Annotated in this window: 18 protein-coding genes and 1 tRNA gene; 10 read left to right on the top strand and 9 right to left on the bottom strand. The window is 49.0% G+C overall.

The features are described 5' to 3' along the window. Positions 1-86: 86 nt before the first annotated feature. Genes ACHZCX_RS10880 through ACHZCX_RS10865 form a run of 4 tightly spaced genes read right to left on the bottom strand, consistent with a single transcriptional unit; the run spans position 87 to position 2454 of the window. On the bottom strand, positions 87-1022 hold the full coding sequence (locus ACHZCX_RS10880; protein WP_319587253.1) for a hypothetical protein: 936 nt from the start codon (positions 1020-1022) through the stop codon (positions 87-89). 60 nt (positions 1023-1082) lie between these two features. Next, complete coding sequence (locus ACHZCX_RS10875; protein ID WP_319587252.1) at positions 1083-1403, bottom strand: hypothetical protein; 321 nt, start codon at positions 1401-1403, stop codon at positions 1083-1085. After that, a complete protein-coding gene (locus tag ACHZCX_RS10870; RefSeq protein WP_319587251.1) occupies positions 1400-1981 on the bottom strand; it encodes a glycogen-binding domain-containing protein in 582 nt (193 codons plus the stop codon). The genes ACHZCX_RS10875 and ACHZCX_RS10870 overlap by 4 nt, the downstream gene beginning before the upstream one ends. After that, positions 1978-2454, bottom strand: coding sequence for an RNA polymerase sigma factor (locus tag ACHZCX_RS10865; RefSeq protein WP_319587250.1), 477 nt, complete (start codon positions 2452-2454; stop codon positions 1978-1980). Before ACHZCX_RS10865 ends, ACHZCX_RS10870 begins: the two co-directional genes overlap by 4 nt. Positions 2455-2654: 200 nt before the next feature. On the opposite strand from ACHZCX_RS10865, the gene ACHZCX_RS10860 reads away from it, so the two are divergent. Next, on the top strand, positions 2655-3041 hold the full coding sequence (locus tag ACHZCX_RS10860; RefSeq protein WP_319587249.1) for a hypothetical protein: 387 nt from the start codon (positions 2655-2657) through the stop codon (positions 3039-3041). Between the two features lie 261 nt (positions 3042-3302). Here ACHZCX_RS10860 and ACHZCX_RS10855 read toward each other — a convergent pair whose 3' ends face one another. Further along, positions 3303-4388 carry a cytochrome c peroxidase gene (locus tag ACHZCX_RS10855; RefSeq protein WP_319587248.1) on the bottom strand — a complete coding sequence of 362 codons (1086 nt, stop codon included), beginning with the start codon at positions 4386-4388 and terminating at the stop codon, positions 3303-3305. Positions 4389-4919: 531 nt separating this feature from the next. On the opposite strand from ACHZCX_RS10855, the gene ACHZCX_RS10850 reads away from it, so the two are divergent. Next, positions 4920-5675 (top strand): hypothetical protein, encoded by a 756-nt coding sequence (locus ACHZCX_RS10850; protein ID WP_319587247.1) that lies wholly within the window; start codon positions 4920-4922, stop codon positions 5673-5675. Positions 5676-5733: 58 nt separating this feature from the next. Continuing rightward, positions 5734-5809, top strand: a tRNA-Phe gene (locus ACHZCX_RS10845). Positions 5810-6237: 428 nt separating this feature from the next. On the opposite strand, the gene ACHZCX_RS10840 is transcribed toward ACHZCX_RS10845, so the two are convergent. After that, on the bottom strand, positions 6238-7728 hold the full coding sequence (locus ACHZCX_RS10840; protein WP_319587246.1) for a C1 family peptidase: 1491 nt from the start codon (positions 7726-7728) through the stop codon (positions 6238-6240). Between the two features lie 23 nt (positions 7729-7751). Further along, entirely contained in the window at positions 7752-8036 is a 285-nt protein-coding gene (locus tag ACHZCX_RS10835; RefSeq protein WP_319587245.1) for a protease inhibitor I42 family protein, read from the bottom strand. 212 nt (positions 8037-8248) lie between these two features. Between ACHZCX_RS10835 and ACHZCX_RS10830 the strand changes: the two genes are divergently transcribed. After that, on the top strand, positions 8249-9478 hold the full coding sequence (locus tag ACHZCX_RS10830) for an ISL3 family transposase (protein WP_319585207.1): 1230 nt from the start codon (positions 8249-8251) through the stop codon (positions 9476-9478). Positions 9479-9758: 280 nt separating this feature from the next. On the opposite strand, the gene ACHZCX_RS10825 is transcribed toward ACHZCX_RS10830, so the two are convergent. After that, complete coding sequence (locus tag ACHZCX_RS10825) at positions 9759-10259, bottom strand: lipocalin-like domain-containing protein (protein WP_319587244.1); 501 nt, start codon at positions 10257-10259, stop codon at positions 9759-9761. A gap of 639 nt (positions 10260-10898) precedes the next feature. Between ACHZCX_RS10825 and ACHZCX_RS10820 the strand changes: the two genes are divergently transcribed. From ACHZCX_RS10820 to ACHZCX_RS10800, 5 genes are all read left to right on the top strand, one after another. Continuing rightward, positions 10899-11510: a hypothetical protein gene (locus tag ACHZCX_RS10820; protein ID WP_319587243.1), complete on the top strand. Its 612-nt coding sequence runs from the start codon at positions 10899-10901 to the stop codon at positions 11508-11510. Positions 11511-11602: 92 nt separating this feature from the next. Then, positions 11603-12793 carry a tyrosine-type recombinase/integrase gene (locus tag ACHZCX_RS10815; protein ID WP_319587242.1) on the top strand — a complete coding sequence of 397 codons (1191 nt, stop codon included), beginning with the start codon at positions 11603-11605 and terminating at the stop codon, positions 12791-12793. Positions 12794-13207: 414 nt separating this feature from the next. After that, a complete protein-coding gene (locus ACHZCX_RS10810; RefSeq protein ID WP_319587241.1) occupies positions 13208-13420 on the top strand; it encodes a hypothetical protein in 213 nt (70 codons plus the stop codon). Positions 13421-13657: 237 nt separating this feature from the next. Further along, the gene (locus ACHZCX_RS10805) at positions 13658-14695 is read left to right on the top strand and encodes an energy-coupling factor ABC transporter permease (RefSeq protein WP_394708786.1); all 1038 of its coding nucleotides are present in this window, start codon (positions 13658-13660) and stop codon (positions 14693-14695) included. 144 nt (positions 14696-14839) lie between these two features. Continuing rightward, complete coding sequence (locus ACHZCX_RS10800) at positions 14840-15112, top strand: hypothetical protein (RefSeq protein WP_319587239.1); 273 nt, start codon at positions 14840-14842, stop codon at positions 15110-15112. A gap of 44 nt (positions 15113-15156) precedes the next feature. Here the strand turns inward: ACHZCX_RS10800 and ACHZCX_RS10795 are convergent. Further along, positions 15157-16304, bottom strand: a protein-coding gene (locus ACHZCX_RS10795; protein WP_319585211.1) for an IS3 family transposase whose coding sequence is annotated in 2 segments (ribosomal slippage) — positions 15157-16046 and positions 16046-16304 — 1149 coding nt in all. Because the reading frame shifts where the segments join, the coding sequence is not laid out codon by codon here. Here ACHZCX_RS10795 and ACHZCX_RS10790 point away from each other — a divergent pair. Next, positions 16298-17008, top strand: a complete 711-nt coding sequence (locus ACHZCX_RS10790; RefSeq protein WP_319587238.1) for a transporter — start codon at positions 16298-16300, stop codon at positions 17006-17008. The genes ACHZCX_RS10795 and ACHZCX_RS10790 overlap by 7 nt on opposite strands. Positions 17009-17242: the final 234 nt, after the last annotated feature.

Here is a 17242-nt window from a genome sequence, read left to right as displayed (position 1 = left end):
CTGCCCCAGCAAACAGCTCGCACAACAAGGGCTTCCATGCTGGTGGCAGGGCAACTAGCCGTTTTTTTTTAAGGGTCCTTAGTCTCTTAACGGCCCCCTCTACCACCTCCTCCAGCACCGCTTCCCCCGGAACCTGAACCGCCGCCCTTACCTCCGCCTCCCGAACCACTCCCTCCAGAACCTGCACCTCCTCCCGAACCACTCCCCCCTGAACCTCCCGATCCGGAGCCGCCAGCCCCCTTGCCGCCCGCCCCATTCCCGCTAGCCCCCGCATGAGCGCTCAGGTCTCTCGCGTTAACGCCTTGCCGAATGGCCAGACCGAATCTCTGGGCCACCTGATCCATGTTGCCCTGCATCCGCTGAGCATTGAATGTCTGCCTCAGGGTCTGCATCGATACCTCATCGTAGCCCCGCGCCAGCGCTTCCCCTACAACTTCTGCAGTGACTGGAGACGTAACGCCCAGACGCACCATGTCGCGAGCGGTGAGCATGGTTTCTGCCGCCAAGGCAGACTGTCTTTCCCTGTCCATCTGCTCTGACCGCACCTGCAATCCCTGGGCGATCTGATTGGTATCCTGTTGGCTCAGCCCCGAACTCAGGCTGTCGGCGATGATGCCGGCCAGACCTGCAGACTGCGCCTTGGTCAATGTCTTGGCCGTCTGCATGGCAAATCCATACCGTTCCCGCACCCTGTCTGTAGCCTTGACAATACCTTCCACCCCCACTCGCTTGGCCATCCCTTCCCGGATTTTACTGACCACCGCCTCCTGAGTGCTCCGTTCCCCAGCCGTCGCCTGGACCTGTTGCCCAATGACGGCCATCTGTTCACCGGAATACTGAGCATCAACCATGCTGTGGACCATGCTCGCCGCATCCGCATCGGTCATGCCGGCGCGGACAAGGCTGCTGACGAGAGAGCGCGATTGCGGGGAGGCAACCGCGGCCATTTCTCCGGCATCTTGAGCACCAGCCGGCGCGGCCAGCAGCACTACCATGATGAGCGATCGTATCAAATTACGCATACCTTCCTCTTCTCATTGCACAGGGGCAATTGTGTTCACTAGTGCATTGGAACATCGCAACTAAGGCAGATACCTGCAGTTGGCCGTGCCAAAATCATCATTCTGCCGGAATCGGCAATCGGGGAGAAGCAATTTACCGTCGACAATATAAAAATATTGAAATTCTCTTTTCGCCAGACCGTTGATCATCCAGAACCCGTCCTTATTTTTGGTGGCTTCACGTAAGGCATACCAGTTCTCCGAGGAGGCAAACTGCACGCTCGTGGCCTGCGGGGCCTGCAGATAGAGGTTAACCGTGTTGGCATGTATGGTTGTATAATGCTGGGGAACACATCCCTGGAGAAAAGCGGCCAGGCAAAGAAGAGCGACCCGCCCGATCATACCGCCACCTGCACCTCGATCACCGAGTTTTCCCCACCAAAATCGTCTTGCTCCCTGGCCACCACCGTTGGATCGGCAATCTGCCGGCCATCCTCGACCAGATAACTGTACCGGTGCTCACCCTTGGGCACCGGCAAGGTCAGGGTCCAGTAACCGCTGGTGCCGACCCGTTCCATGGAAATGGGCTTCCAACCGGTGAAGGTGCCGACGATCCTGGCCTGGTTGCTTTCCGGAAGATAGACCACGAAACGGTGTTGTTCCTCCTGGGGAGAGAGGACTGGCTTGGGTTGCAGGAGGCTGAACAGGCCGACCAGAAGCATGGCCGCCGCAAAACCGGCGAGTGGCCGGAACCAAAAGGTGAAAAAATCCGATCTGGACGGCACTATCTCCGGAAGAGGCGGCATCGCCGGAACCATCACCGGAACCGTCAACTCCGCCCGTAACCTTTTTTCCTGCCGAAGTAAGGAGAGGGCCTCGTCGGTGAACGGGCGGTTGTCATGGACTGTTTCGACAAAGGTAATCTTCTCATCCATATCCAATTCGTTATCGATAAACAGACTGATCAGATACTCTTTCATAGTGGCTCCGCTGGCAGTAGTTGCCTGAGTTTCTGCCGTGCCCGGTGGACTCGGACTTTGATGTTCACTTCGCTGCAGCCCTTAATAACAGCGATTGCACCATAGGTCAGGCCGCTGCTGACCACCAGGGACAAGATGTCACGATCTTCCTCGTCGAGCTGTTGCAACGCGTCGAGTACGTGCCTGGATTCTTCCCGAATAATATACAACCGCTCTTGATCGTCCGCCATGTCTGGAGGCAATTCATCAAGGGCGACCTGCGGGTGCTGCCGGCGCACATGATCATAAAAACTATTCCGGGCAATGGTGAACAGCAGGGCAGCACTTAAGTCGTGATTGCGGTACCGCTCAAGATAGCGGGTAAAGCTCTCCTGAGCAAGATCGGCCGCCAAATGAACGCTGCCGGATTTGCGCAGAAGATAGCCAAAAAGCTTTTCCCGGTTCTCCGTATAGAATTGTCGAAATTTATCCATGCTACCTTCTCTAACGATTTTCAATTCAAAGGGTTACAGCTTTTTTCCCTTTCGCTCTCTTTTCTATTTTTGAAAAGAGTTTGTAACCTTCTCGTTTGCCCCGCGTTGAGGGGATAGTGCAACACAACCGATGGATACGTTCACATTGAGGATGGATCAGCTATCCGCCGTATCCGGATCACGTCAAGAGGAGAATCGTCATGCAAGCAAGCAAAACAGTTGGAAAGTTAATTGTAGTAGCCGGAGCAATCATGTTGCTGGCAGCACCTGCAATGGCCGGTAACGGCAAGGGAACGGCCTCAGGAAAAGGAGCCGGCACCGGAACCCAGACTAAGAGTAGATTAAAAGATGGTTCTTGTCTGGATGCGGTCGAGAAGAGTGGGGATCATTTGCTGCTGGCAGGCAAAGCAGCAAAAACAGGCGACCGTGATGGAACACCAGATCGCACCCGATCCAAAGACGGTTCCTGCAAGGATGCAATCGAGGTAAACGATGATGTCCAACTCCTGACAGCCGATAAGCTGCAAATCAAGGATATGATAAAGCAGATTCTCCAGGATGGTTCATGTCTGGATGAAGAGGCCTGATCCAAAGGGAGCTGTTGCGTTCTTGCCCCACCACTCCGAAAAGGGAACGAAGGCCTCCCCCTGTACCTTTTCGGAGTGTATTCAATGAATTAGTCCACAGATATTTTGACCAATTACAGTGTCCTGTCCAGAATCTGGCTTTCAAGCCAGTCCGTTCTATTTCATTCCATAAAAGACTTGGGGAGCTGGTTTTGCCAACTCCCCAAAGACTACCTAGCCGTTCATCTGCTCTGCTTCCGATTTTTCAAGACCGCACGTTGATTATTTATCGGTTAATGTCAAAAGGAAGGCGACTATATCGTCGACCTGCTGATCAGCAAATCCAAAATTACCAAACGCTCCATCGTCATACACATTTTCAGCCACATCCGGCGCAGGCCATGCGCCCGTGTCCCGTGTATTTTTAAACACCACCATTTCCCGCAGGGTCGCAAAATAGCCATTGTGCCCATAAGGAGCGGAGAAGGCGATATTTCGCAGGGTCGGGACCTTGAACTTGCCGTCTTCGAGTTTGGCTTCCTCTTCCAACACATCAGCGGTGCGAAGAAATCCTCCCAAGCCGAGATCCCCGCCCGTTACCCCATCCTCGGTATTCGCAGGCAGGCCGATATTGGCATAAGTGTAGTTGGTGAACAGCGGACCTTTGGCGCCCTCAACGGTTTCCATAGAGTGGCATTTCGCGCAGTTGGCCTCAAACAATGCTTTGCCCCTCTTTTCCTGCACGTTGAGTTCGCCACTATCAAACAGGGAAGAGAACGCCTGCACTTCCGCTGAACGTTCGTACTTGGCGATGGCCCGAGCGATATTGTCAAAGGCGCGATCGACGTTATCCAGGGAAGTTCTGCCGAATACCTTGCGGAAAAGGGGGGCATAGGAGGCCTCGCGGACTACCTGAACCACTGCCCCCTCATCAGGCATATTCATTTCCACCGGATTGAGCGGCGGTCCTTGGGCCTGCTCCGCGAGCGGATCAGCCAGGTTCGTCTTCCCGGTAGCCCGGCCATCCCAGAACATGCCGCCGACATACGCGCCCTCCGCGTTCTTCGCAAGCGGTGGGCTGAATCCGGCATAGGCGGAGGAGGGGGCATTTCTCCCGCCTTTGCTGAAACCATCATCCCCCAGCGAAACCACCGTGTTGACCGGATCGCGCATATTCGTGGGATCGGCGAATCCGGAGATATGATGGTGACAGGTCTGGCAGGACTGGGTTTTATTGAGGGAGAAATCCTTGTCCTGGTACATGACCTTCCCCAACTGTTCCATCTGAGTGAGTCCTGCCGCAAATACGGGACTGGCAAAGGCCGACGAAAACAGTAAGAAACTGCAACAAGCAAAGCGTTTATTCATTTCATGCCTCCTTTTTTGAATCTTCGCTGCGATATGCAGCACACACCTTCTTTTCCCCTGCTTTCCGCTCGAAGCGCGGTATGCGAGCACAAGACGGCACCAGTATATGGAAACCACGGAAGCTCCTTGCAACTCCGCCGTTCTCATCGCCTGCCGACTGTCTATCTAGTCAACGTTCATCAAGGGAAAGGGTTACAGATTTTTTAAAAGATGACTTTTCGAGCAAGATTTTTCCTGCCGGACAGTTGACCTGTTAGCAAAGCGAAGGATTGACTTCATTGGTTATGGGAGAGGATTGTTGCCCGCATGTTGGGCGCTGGGAAGGATAACTGGTCGCCAATTATCTTGAATGGTTACAAAAATTTACGAAAACAAGGCTTATATTTTATGAAATTGAATATCTGGAGATATTTTTTTTTCACGCCTTGATTTTATCTTGGCGGTTGTGCGATAATGATCGAGATAACAGAGTTCCGTCGTCCCATATACCCCGTAACCGCTCAACTCTATTTTTCTTAAAAGGCGAAGATTATGCGTTGCCCTAAATGCGGCTATATTTCGTTTGATCACCTAGAAACGTGCAAGAAATGTCAAAAATATATTGGCGATGTTGGTGCCGAGATCAACGGAACAACTTATAATGCCGAAACTCCATTATTTTTGAAAATAACATCGAGGGAAGAATCCACCCCCTCGCTATTATCTCAAAAGACCAGGGGAATGGAAGCAAGGGGCCAGGTTGAAAGCGATGATTCTTTTGAACTCGGGGAAAGTGAAGAAACCGAATTCGTACTCGATCATGAATTTGACCCGGAACCGCAGCGAAAAGAAATAGATTTTCCCGGGGGCAAGGAAGATTTCGTGATGGAACTCAATGATATCGGAGACATTTCTCCTCGTGATGAATTCACGCTTGATTTGGGTGAACAATCCGATGGCATGAAGTCCCAATTACCCTCTATGGACTTTGGCGATCTCGATATCTCGGACCTGGCTCCTCCGATCAAGGAAGAATCCGAACCCATTCAGTTTGCAGAAGAACCGGTACTCAGTGATTTGGAACCTGTCGCTAGTTTATCGCAATCTCATCCCCCCCCCTCTACCTCTTCCGAGATCCAATCGGGTCTTGAAGATCTCAACTTCAATGGACTTGACCTGGATACCCCCGCCAAACTGGTAAGTGGTAGCGTTGCTGGCAAACGGTTTTTACCCTCGGTGAAAACAGGAACCGCCTTGGACAAATTCGATATCGATCTTGGAAATTTATTTGCCGAGAATAAAAAATAAAAAAATATTGACAATAAAGCTGTCTTTTTGCTAAGTATACAGGCCTTCAACTTTGGGTGCCGAGATAGCTCAGTCGGTAGAGCAACGGACTGAAAATCCGTGTGTCCCTGGTTCAAATCCTGGTCTCGGCACCAATAAATTAAAGGGGTTACAGCTTTTTGGCTGTGACCCCTTTTTTTGTCTATGGTCGTTCTATGGTCCGAGTGCAGATTTTTTTGTCCCGAACAAAGTTAAAAGGATCAAAGTACCGAATTCACACTATAAAGATAAAGAACCAAGCAGCTTCCCCCTTCTGTTTCTCATAGATTGTTGCGGTTAATAGGTATCACCAGAATCAACCCGACAATTCGATAACCAGTCGTATTGCCAATCCGGTTAGATTAGCCCTCTCCTCAGTAGCACCCTTTTCCTGATAACCCCGGTCTCCTTCCGGTCAGAGGGAGCGAGAGCAGGGCATAACAGCTCACCGCACTTAACGGGTTTCCTTCTAGCGTTTAAAGGGCATCTAGCAGGGCCGATTCTTTTTACCGGTTTTTCTTATTTATATATTTGACAAAACGATCTACCTTATGTCCCCCTGGTTTAATACAGTAGTGTTTTCATCGACCCAATAAAACATGCCGTTATCAACAGCCAGAAGCTTGGCAGTACAATTGTTATCAATTGAACCAGTGCAGCTTAACTTTCCATTTACAACCTTCCCATGGTTTAACACAGTAGTGTTTTCATCGACCCAATAAAACATGCCGTTATCAACAGCCAGAAGCTTGGCAGTACAATTGTTATCAATTGAACCAGTGCAGCTTAACTTTCCATTTACAACCTTCCCATGGTTTAATACAGTAGTGTTTTCATCGACCCAATAGAACATGCCGTTATCAACAGCCAGAAGCTTGGCAGTACAATTGTTATCAATTGAACCAGTGCAGCTGAGTTGCCTGTTTATTACATTTCCATAGTTTAATATAGTGCTATTTTCATCAACCCAATAAAAAGTACTATTGTCAATAGCAAGAATCTTTGCACTGCAATTATTGTCAATCCCCCAAGTACATCTCAGTGTTCCACTCAAAACATTTCCATAGTTTAATATGGTAGTATTTTGATCAAGCCAATACAAGGTACCTTTATCAATAGCAAGAATCTTTGCAGTGCAATTGTTGTCTACCGATCCATGACAATTTAAAAGATTCAAAAGAATACCTTTTGCGGAGTGAAAAGGATTTGAATCGATATCGCATTGACCGTATTTTATTTTAAAGTAACCGCTATCTCCCCATGATTTCCCCCACGAGTTTTTGCATATCCAACAGGTATCAATATCTGAATAACCAATTACCAGTACGGCATGATCACCCATATATTGTCCATCCACTTTATGATATACTCCTCCTCCATAAGAGAAAAAATCATCATACACCTTAAAACATGCGATTAATGGGCCATAATTTAACAGATGTTTCTTCTTTGAAGAATTCTTTTTATACCAATCACTTGAGGTAATCTTGGTCACATGAGAATTTCTTGCAACATTTGCTACACATTGCGCTGTCCATCCATCCCCGGACTTTGATACAAAAGCCGAGTTATAAGGGAAATATATTTCCTCGCAAACCCCTCTATTTTTTGCAGAGTCCAATGCATCACTTGGAAACCATCCCTCGCAATTTGCTCCATGACTTGAACAAAAGTGCAAATCAGCTTCCGATAAGTCTAATGAAATATTGCGCTCAATTAGACACATTGATTCTATTAAAGCGGTGGTGGCAAACGAAACACATGAGCCGCATAATCCTTGATCCTTCACGGGAGTCACTTTATTTTCCCCGTTATGATTTCGCCAATCGACGTTTTGGGGTAAAGCGGTTATGGCAAAGGTTCTCGGAGTTTCAGTTTGTGCGCTTGCCATATTCAGGAATGCATTGTTGGGAACAACTCCAAGGAGAGCCTTTTTTTGGACTAAATCAAGTTTGCTTTGTTTTGTTGTTTTAGCCTGCCAACTTGCATTGACATTCTTGAGCTTCACCTGTAACAGCTTAAGATTTTGTGGCATAATATCCCCCTTTATTAATAAATTTATTGAACATGAACTTGAAATCGCCTTTCATTTAAAATGTCTTTTTCCCAAGGCCTTTTTAATCTAAAAACCAACTCATAGTCACCCCTGCGCAGGGCAACAAATGTAAATGTTTGGATTGCCTTGCCTCCAATTTGCTTTGTTTTGCTCTTAGTTTTCGCGTTATTATGAAATGTTTCATCGAGGCCTCCTTCCAGGCACCACACATATCCAGAACTTGGGATAGACTCAAATTCGATAAGAAATTCCTTATTAACCTGTACCTCTAGCTTTCTAATTTCCATAAATAGCAATCCATTTCATATACAAATAGACTGTGAAAGCGCATTTGCAATAGTGTCCCAACGAAAGCGTCAGTAGGAGGAGGTAAGGAGGTGGGGAGATAGGAGGTTCCCCGCACGAAACGGTGCGTAAAACAGCTTAACAAATTTAAAAGCATGAGTTCTTTTAGGTAGATAAAGGCCGGTCAGCCAATAATCTATCTACAGAGGAACTCATGCTTGTTGAACAGATAATCAAACAGACGGTTGATTTGCAAGGTTTTCGAGTACATACGGTCACCAAAGACTCCGATGGAATAATCGCTGAAATTCGTCCTGATGCCCGCCACAGGGTGCGATGCGGGTCATGCGGACATCCTGCCGTCTACCGGGATCGGCGAGAGGTGCGATTCTTTCGCCACGTGCCTCTGTGGAATATACCTGTCTGGGTCAAATATGTACCTCGTCGGGTGTCTTGTTCTCGATGTGGAGGCGTCCGCACGGAGAAACTTCCCTGGGTGACGGGCAAGCAACGCTTTACTCTTGCCTACAGTTGCTACCTGGCCAAATGGGCCGAGATGCTGCCCTGGTACTCTGTCGCCAAACTGTTCAGTTGTGCCTGGGGTACGGTTGCCACAGCAGTCAAAAGCGTAGTGAAATATGGCATGGAGCATCGCGATCTCAGCGGCATTACGCATATTGGTATTGATGAGATTTCGCGGAAAAAAGGTCATGTCTACCTCACCAATGTGTACGATCTCCGCTCAAAAACCTTGATCTGGAGCGGGGTTGAAAGAACCAAAGATACCTTGCGCAGCTTTTTCAACTACCTCGGGCCAGAGCGGACAAACAAACTCCAGGGCATCTGTTGCGATATGTGGAAGCCCTATGTCGAGGTGATCAAGGAATGTGCTCCGCAGGCAACTCTTGTTTTTGATAAATTTCATATCGTTCGCCACCTGATGGAAGCGGTTGATCAAGTCCGGCGAGATGAGATCCGAGAAAAAGGAAAGGAACACAAGGAGCTCATGAAGGACAGCCGGTATATCTGGCTTAAGAATCCTTGGAACCTTACGCCGAAGCAAAGGATCAGACTCAGCAGCCTTGAGCATATGAATCTGAAGATCAACAGGGCCTATCTCCTCAAAGAGCGCTTTCGAGATTTATGGTCCTATAAGACAAAAACCTGGGCCAGGAAGCACTTGAAGCAGTGGTTTTGGTGGGCAACGCATTCTCGCCTGGAACCCTTACGCGAGTTTGCCTGGATGGTCCGACGCCATGAAGAAAACATCCTGACCTGGTTCCACATGCCCATCAGCAACGGCACTGTCGAAGGGCTCAACAATAAAGCCAAAGTCGTCAGCCACAAGGCCTATGGGTTCAGAACAGCTGACCTCTTTATCTGCAACCTCTACCACTGTATGGGCAACTTACCGGCCATACCGCTCATGCACCGTTTCATGTGAGGAACCAGATAGGATTTGCCAGCAGCAAGTAAGGAGGAGCAGGGAAGCGGCTGGCAATGCAACCGATCCCCTGCACGCACTTGTTGGGCTGCCCTTTCTTCTTTTCTCACCCATGCCTTTCCCGTCTTAGTTTTTCATTGTTTTTTGTCTTTGCCGGTCCTTTGTGCCCCACTACCGTTAAACATCTTTGCCTTTAACGCCTTTTAGTTCTCTTGTTCTTTCAATATCTACAATACCATTAAATTGGCTGTTATAACCAGCCCGCCAGTTGCCCTGCCCCCTACTTGAAACGTTTCCATACAGGATAGGCTTTACCGCCAATGGCAGCGGTGGGATTCAAGACCTTCATCTCATCTCCGGTGACAGTCATAACCAACTTTTGTTCAAAGCCATCCCAGTTAGGGAAAGTGCTCCCCTCAATGTTAAAGGTCACCATATGTTCTTTTGCGCTCAATATTTTATAGTTCCCAAAGTAGGCAAGTGAACCTTGAGCTACGGCTTGGTTTTCCCCGGTGGTGCCTTTTACCCGGTTGTTAGCGGCGAACTTTGGAAGGTTTGCATTCATTAGGATTACCGAGAAACGGCCATTTGGAGTCAAAATCATGGAACCTCTTGGATTGGTGCCAAACGCATCGATCTTTTCCCCATCTTTTTCAACCTGAAGCGAGACAATGACCCAAGTTCCTTGAATCTGTTTCTCAAATCCCCCCACTTTTTCTTTGGCCCAAACGTCTGAGTTTCCGAACATCACACCCACAGTAAGAATGGCAAGGAATTGCACTGCTACTACCAGGCCTTTGACATAACTTTACATATTGTTTCTCCTTTTCATTGTTCCATGCTTGTAACCGTTTTTGAAATAACAACATCAACTACCATCACAATGATTATTTTTATATAAACGAAGACTATTCAAAATTAGTATGCTTAAATATAGTTATATTTTCAATAGGGTATATTTGTACATTGTATGGATACATAAAATACCCACCGAAAAAACATCAACCACAAAGTAGGATTGATTCTCGTCAAATCCTGTAAATAAAACCGTTTCAAATAACCTTTCAGCAGAGCCATGGATAGCTGGGCATAGTGCCTCGTTATTTCATGGCTTTTTTTATTTCAACAGGAGGAGATTCATGAGTAAATCAGCACCAACCCCAGATACCTCTTCGGGAGGATAAATGTGACCAAAAATCAGAGAACCAAATTAGTGTCCCGAATCGCCATGTTCGTCATAGCATTCTCAATGTTTATGGTGCTAATCCCCTATGTAGCTGTCTTTCTGGCAGTCTACTATTCCGTCCAACTCGCCAGGCAAATCTAAACCGCCCTCATTTGTAACAAGCCCCTTTCAGCCACGGATAGCTCGGCATCGCGCCCTGTTATTGCGTGGCTTTTTTTATTTCAGGAGAAAACCATGAAAAAGACTTCCGCCAAACCGGCACCAGCCATGAACAAAACCATCAAAGTTATCAGGATACTCTTCCGGGGAACCTGTCCGAAGTTAACCGCCAGAGGCAAAGGAGACCTATCCTATGAAATTGGCATCGATGAGGATAGCGGCGAGTCCTACGTCCGCATCTCAGGCAACGACAGTAGCGGTGCCTTCAGTAACGAATGGCTCGATCTCGGGAAGATTCGCACCCAGTTGGATCGACAAGAAAAATCCTTCTCGGCGACGGTGATGGAAAGCCTGTTTTTTGGGCGATCTAGCAACAATTACGGATACCTGGCTGCTATCCTTATAGCGGAGAAAGCCCTGGTGGTATTGCCGGGAAAACCGGTCATGTTGAGCAACGGGGACTGGGAACCGGTCCTGCTCAGGATCAAAACGCTGCACGAAAAGAACGTCAGATTGACCGATCACATCGCCATCGCCGCAAAACAGAAGGCCGAGAAGAGAGCCGAACTGATGCGGTCCGCGAAGGGGAACACCAAAAAAGAACCCGCTGACCAACCGCCCGATGGTGAGAATCTGAAAACTGTTCCGGACTACCGGAGTGAGACAGGAAAGCGGGGGGAGCAGTAGCAGTTTCCACCCCGGCAACCAACTATGGGAAGGGGCCAACGGACTTACCCTCCAGCGGTCCCTCTTTCTTTTCATCGAGAGGAGGTGTTTAGATGCCCAAAAAAGAGATACGGAGGTTTCAGTTTACCTCCAAAAATATAAAATCATTGCCGATACATGATCGTAATTCGCCTTCGACCGATCAGGAGTACACGGACAGTGAGGTTGTGGGTCTGAAAGTATTTGTGTCGAAGACCGGCAGGAAGAGCTTCCATCTCCGGTATATCTTTAACGGTAGGAAACGGGTCATTAAGATCGCTGACTTCGATTGCCTACCCTTACCAGAGGTCAGGAGCATCGCTCGGAATTATCGGGGGATGATTTCAAAGGGATTAGATCCCCTGGAGGAACGTTTGAAGAGGAAATCAGCACCTACCTTCCGGAATTTTGTGGAGGAGCATTATTTGAAATGGGCCAAAGCGCATAAGAAGTCGTGGAAGGACGACGATAGGATGTTGAAACTGGACTGGCTACCGGAGTTCGGCAACGTCCAATTGAGTGCCGTCACCAGGCGAGGTGTTCAAGAAAATATCATGAAGATTCAGAAGCGGTCTTCCGGGGCAACGAGTAACCGGCATTTGTCGCTGATGTCGAAGATCTTCTCATTGGCCATCGAACTTGAAGCGTATGAAGGCGAGAATCCTTGTAGCAGGATTAAGAAATTCCAGGAGAGCACTGGACGAGAACGCTACCTCTCGAAGGAAGAAATAAAACGGTTGTTGGGTGTCTTAGATGGTTTCACGGGAAACATTTCTGCACTGTTGATCAAGTTCCTCCTCTTCACAGGTCTGAGGCGGGGTGAGGTTGTACAGATCCGTTGGGAAGATGTTGCCCCGGACTTCCAACAGGTCCGCATTCGAATGGAAAATGCCAAGAACAATAAGTCCAGGTTCGTAGGCCTCAATTCGCTGGCTCAGGCAGTTTTGCAGGATCTCCAGGAAATCAGGTTGCCAGGAAATCCTTATGTGTTCCCCGGCGGCGTTCCCGGAATGCATTTGACAAATCCTAATAAAACGTTCGAGGCGGTGAAGAGGAAAGCAGGCCTTGGAAACTTTCGGCTGCACGATCTCCGCCATACATTTGCCTCCCTGAGCCTGGCTGGAGGGGCCAGTTTATTTGAAGTCCAGAAGATGCTCGGTCATGCTGATCACAAGACTACTCAGAAATATGCCCACGTTTCCGAGGTCGCAATCAAGACGGCTACGGAGAACACCGCCAGGGAGATCATGAACGCTCTGGAGTGAATATTTTTCACAGAAATCCCCCTGCTGGTGCGCATCCGGCGGGGGAGTCCGTGGCGGCAGGCCGGGGCGAAAACCTGGGGTGGGGGCGAAAAACTGAAATTCTGGCGGGGGCGATGCGGGGCCAGGGCGGCAGTTTTGGCAGATTCTCAGATTTTCACCTTTTCAGTTTTACGGCGAGGACGACGGGAAACCTCCGCTGGTATAGCTGGTACTAGTGCAGCAAGCCGGTATGGTCGCCTAAAATTGACGATAACTATTTGGCTTAAAAGGTTGTTTTCCCCTTTACGCCTTTTCACTATTGTACCCAGGAGTCCTGTTGGACTTCGGGCGGGTGCTATGCATTTGTGATTTTCCCCCCCCCTCTCAGTGCTTGTGACCGTGCTCTTCCTTCTCATGTCCAGGATGCTCGTGCTGATGCGCTCCATGCTCCCCGGAATGATCATGCTCATGCTGATGTTCGTGCATGTGGCCGTGGCTGTGTTTGTGCTCATGCTCGTGACTGTGAGTCGTTTCACCATGGGTATGATCGTGGTCATGTTTATGCTCATGACCGTGCTCATGCTCGTGCTTGTGTTCATGATCGCCTTTCATATTTCCTCCTTGATGCTGGATGCATGGATGGGGTGAAATTCGGGTTTATTCTACTAGCTAATCACTCCCCGGTGTAACGCAACAACGGTTTAAAGGTGTAACAAACAGTGTTACTTTTTTGGAAAATCGGCTCACTCTCCACTTGACACACATAAATATGTTTTGTAACACGCCTAGATGTTACCGGATTGAAATTAGTATTATTAACTCCGGCCAAGCTCTTATTCTACGGCGGTACAAAATTCTACGGACATTGTCAAAGGAGAAGCAATTATGCATATGGCCGACGCACTTCTTTCCCCCGCTGTGGGCGGTACTATGTGGGCAGCCACCGCTGGAACCATCGCTTTCTGCGCTAAAAAAGTACAGCAGGATCTTGATGACCGGAAAATTCCCCTGATGGGTGTTCTTGGCGCCTTTATCTTTGCCGCTCAGATGATCAATTTCACCATTCCAGCCACAGGCTCATCTGGGCACCTTGGCGGAGGTATGATTCTGGCAATATTGCTCGGCCCCTATGCTGCATTCCTGACCATTGCCTCAGTCCTCACTGTGCAGGCCCTGTTCTTTGCCGATGGGGGTTTGCTGGCCTTGGGATGCAACATCTTTAATCTTGGTGTCTTTCCCTGCTTCATCGCCTATCCATTCATTTACAAACCCATCGCCGGAGACCGGACAAGCCCGAGGCGCATTGCCATCGGTGCCACACTCGCCGGAATTGTTGGCCTACAACTTGGAGCTCTGGCGGTGGTACTCGAGACGGTCTTTTCCGGCATCTCGGAATTGCCCCTGAGTGCGTTTCTCTGGGCAATGCTGCCAATCCATCTTGCCATCGGTCTGGTTGAAGGTTTGGTCACGACAGCCGTGGTTACCTTTGTCTGGAAGGCCAGACCAGAGATACTTGAATTATCAGCCACCTCGCGCCCGCTGGGAAACCTGTCCGTCACCAACGTACTGACAGTCCTTGCTCTTGCAGCGGTGGCCACCGGAGGGGTGTTGTCTTGGTTTGCCTCATCGTTTCCTGATGGCCTGGAATGGTCGATGGAGAAAACATCGGGTCAGGAAAAACTGGAGGCACCGCAAGATGGTCTTCACCATTTTCTCGCCGGCATTCAGGAAAAGACTGCCTTCCTACCTGATTATTCTTTCCAGACCAACGAACACGAGCCAGCTGCTCAGGAAAAAAAGGCACCTGCTTGGCCAGCTGTAGATAAAGGCACATCTTTATCAGGTCTCGTCGGCGGCGGCCTGACTCTGCTCCTCGCAATCGCCATCGGCTTTTTTTTCAGGAAACGCCGCCAAGTGGTGTAGCCGGTTTTTCTAGCTGCTGCATGTCTCCTCAAAGCAGCGGCTCAAATTATGCTGTGTGAAAGAGAAAATTCATGCTTGCGACCGTACAAATTAATGGGGGTATTGCTAATGGTTAGGCGCAGGAATTGTGTTGGGATTGTATTATTGGGACTGTTAACCTGGATGCCAGGAGTGCATGCAGAGGAAGCTGCTTCGGCAAGTGCCGTTGTACAAGAAACCGGTGAAGACGCTGGCCCGGAACATGGCAAAATCAATACGCCGGATGCCTCTCCTGTCGATCCCGGACATTTTGAGATTGAGTCCTCCTACACATACCTTCATTCCAAACGTTTTTGGAACAACAGTGGAAATACCCATACCAGAGGCCTTTTACGAGAACAGTCCTTTGAGGTGGTCGGGGTTTGTGAGACATCCTGAGGTGTGAAATAAGCAATGTTGCTTTTATTATACAGTTACAGGCCTCAGGCTGCCTTGCTCAATTGTTCGATTCGTTTTGAATAAGCCTCATTTGGAGTCTGCTTGTCAAGTGACGAATGTTTTCTTTTCTCATTATACCAGCCGAACCAGGAAGTCAGATCCTTGACAAGCTCAGTTCCCGTTTCGTATGACTTCAGGTAGATCCTTTCGTATTTCAGGGTGCGCCAAAGTCGCTCGATAAAGATATTGTCCTTGAATCGTCCTTTGCCGTCCATGCTGATTTTGACGTTCCAGGCCTTGAGGACTGAGGTGAACGCTTCGCTGGTGAATTGGCACCCCTGATCAGTATTGAATATCTCAGGAGCGCCATATTTAAAGAGAGCCTCTTTCAAAGCCTCAACGCAAAATCTGGTGTCCAGAGTGTTGGATAGTCGCCAGGCGAGAACCTTTCTGGTGGCCCAATCCATGATCGCGATCAGGTACATGAAACCCCGAGCCATAGGGATGTAGGTGATGTCAGTCGCCCACACCTGATCGGGCCTGTCAATGGTCACTCCCCGGAGCAGATAGGGATAGACCGGATGCTTCGGCTGTCGCCTGCTGGTGCCCGGCTTGGGAGCTAAAGACTCGATGCCCATGACCCGCATTAAGCGACGGACACGACCTCTTCCCACCACGAGTTCGGGAGTTGTGAGGTGATCAGCAAAGGAACGGCTCCCCATCCAGGGGTGCTCAATATAGAGTTTGTCTATCCGGGCCATCAGTTCCAAATCACCAACACGTAGACCGAAGCCAAGGCCGCGGTAATAGTTGGAACGAGGCAGTCCGAAAAGCTGGCAGCAACGCTGAACAGAAACTTCAGGATGTCCCATAGCGATCACCTGTTGTTTCTGCGCCCGGCCAAGTTCAGACCGGGCAGATTGGCTAAAAAATCGTTCTCAACCTTGAGCTTGCCGATCTGACGGTGGAGCTCGGCCACTTCGGCCTCATGGTTGACTTCTTTCTTCTTGCCCTTGCCAAAAAGCTCAGAAGCGTTCTTGGTCAGATCCTGCTTCCAGCGGGTGATCTGGGTCGGGTGAACCCGGTACTCAGTAGCCAGTTCAGCCAGAGTCTTGGACTCCGACAGTGCGGCCAGGGCTACTGTGGCCTTAAATTCTGCGCTGTGACGTGGACGATGAGGTGGGTTTGACATTGAACTTCTCCTTGCAAAATAGGTTGGTTCATTGCTTATACACCTGTCTCAATAATCGGCACCTCTTCACCTTAGGGCTTACCGTTACTGCCGGGGTTATTGAAAATTTCGATGTGGCTGCGGGTGGAAGTTATGTCTGGGTCAAGGATAAAGACAATGATTTTGATCCAGATGATGCAGAACTTGGCCCCCAAAATGGTCATGATTTTGGCGATCTGGAAATAAGCGGCAGGTATCGTTTTTTTGAAAGCAAGGAACAGAGTCTTTCCCTTGCCTATATAGCGGGGTTTACTCTTGCCACAGGAAGCAGTTCAAGCAGAGAAGAAACTGGGACAAGCCAGGAGTTTTCATGTTTCAACCAAACATTGGTCGCCAGTAAGGATTGGGGAAAATGGACCGCGAATGCTGATATTGGCTATTCTTTACCTTTCGGTGACAAACGTGAGAATGCACGGGGTACCTTTAATGCAGATGTGGCACTGGGGTATCAATATCTCCCATGGCTGCAGCCGGAGCTCGAACTGAATTACGGTCACGATTTACTTTCGGATGAAAAGGATTCACAAGTTTTAGCGATAACTGCTGGTCTTGTGATGCCTATCAATGAACGGCTTCGTGTGAACTTGGGCGTACAGCAGGGTTTGTGGGGTCGAAATAATGATAAGGAAACAACTATGTCCGTTGCCGTCAAACTAGCTTTCTGAAAAAAGAATAAAGGCATGGATTTTTCTTAATCCCCTGTTTTTTCTGTCTGGCTTTCTCTCAACATTTTCTTGCTAGCCCTTTGGCCATCCGGTCAAGGGGTTTTCTTTTAGTCCACATATCATAGACCCCACTTTTTTCCGCTTGAGGATAACTCGCCATCTTATATGAAATAGGCTGAAATCCCTTCAGCCGCCCCCATCATCAGCCCCTTTGGCCATCACGGTCACTGGGGC

Origin of the sequence: uncultured Desulfobulbus sp. (genome assembly GCF_963662935.2) — a bacterium.
GTDB lineage: Bacteria > Desulfobacterota > Desulfobulbia > Desulfobulbales > Desulfobulbaceae > Desulfobulbus.
Note: the sequence above shows the minus strand (reverse complement) of the source record. Positions and strands in the feature narration are given on the sequence as shown.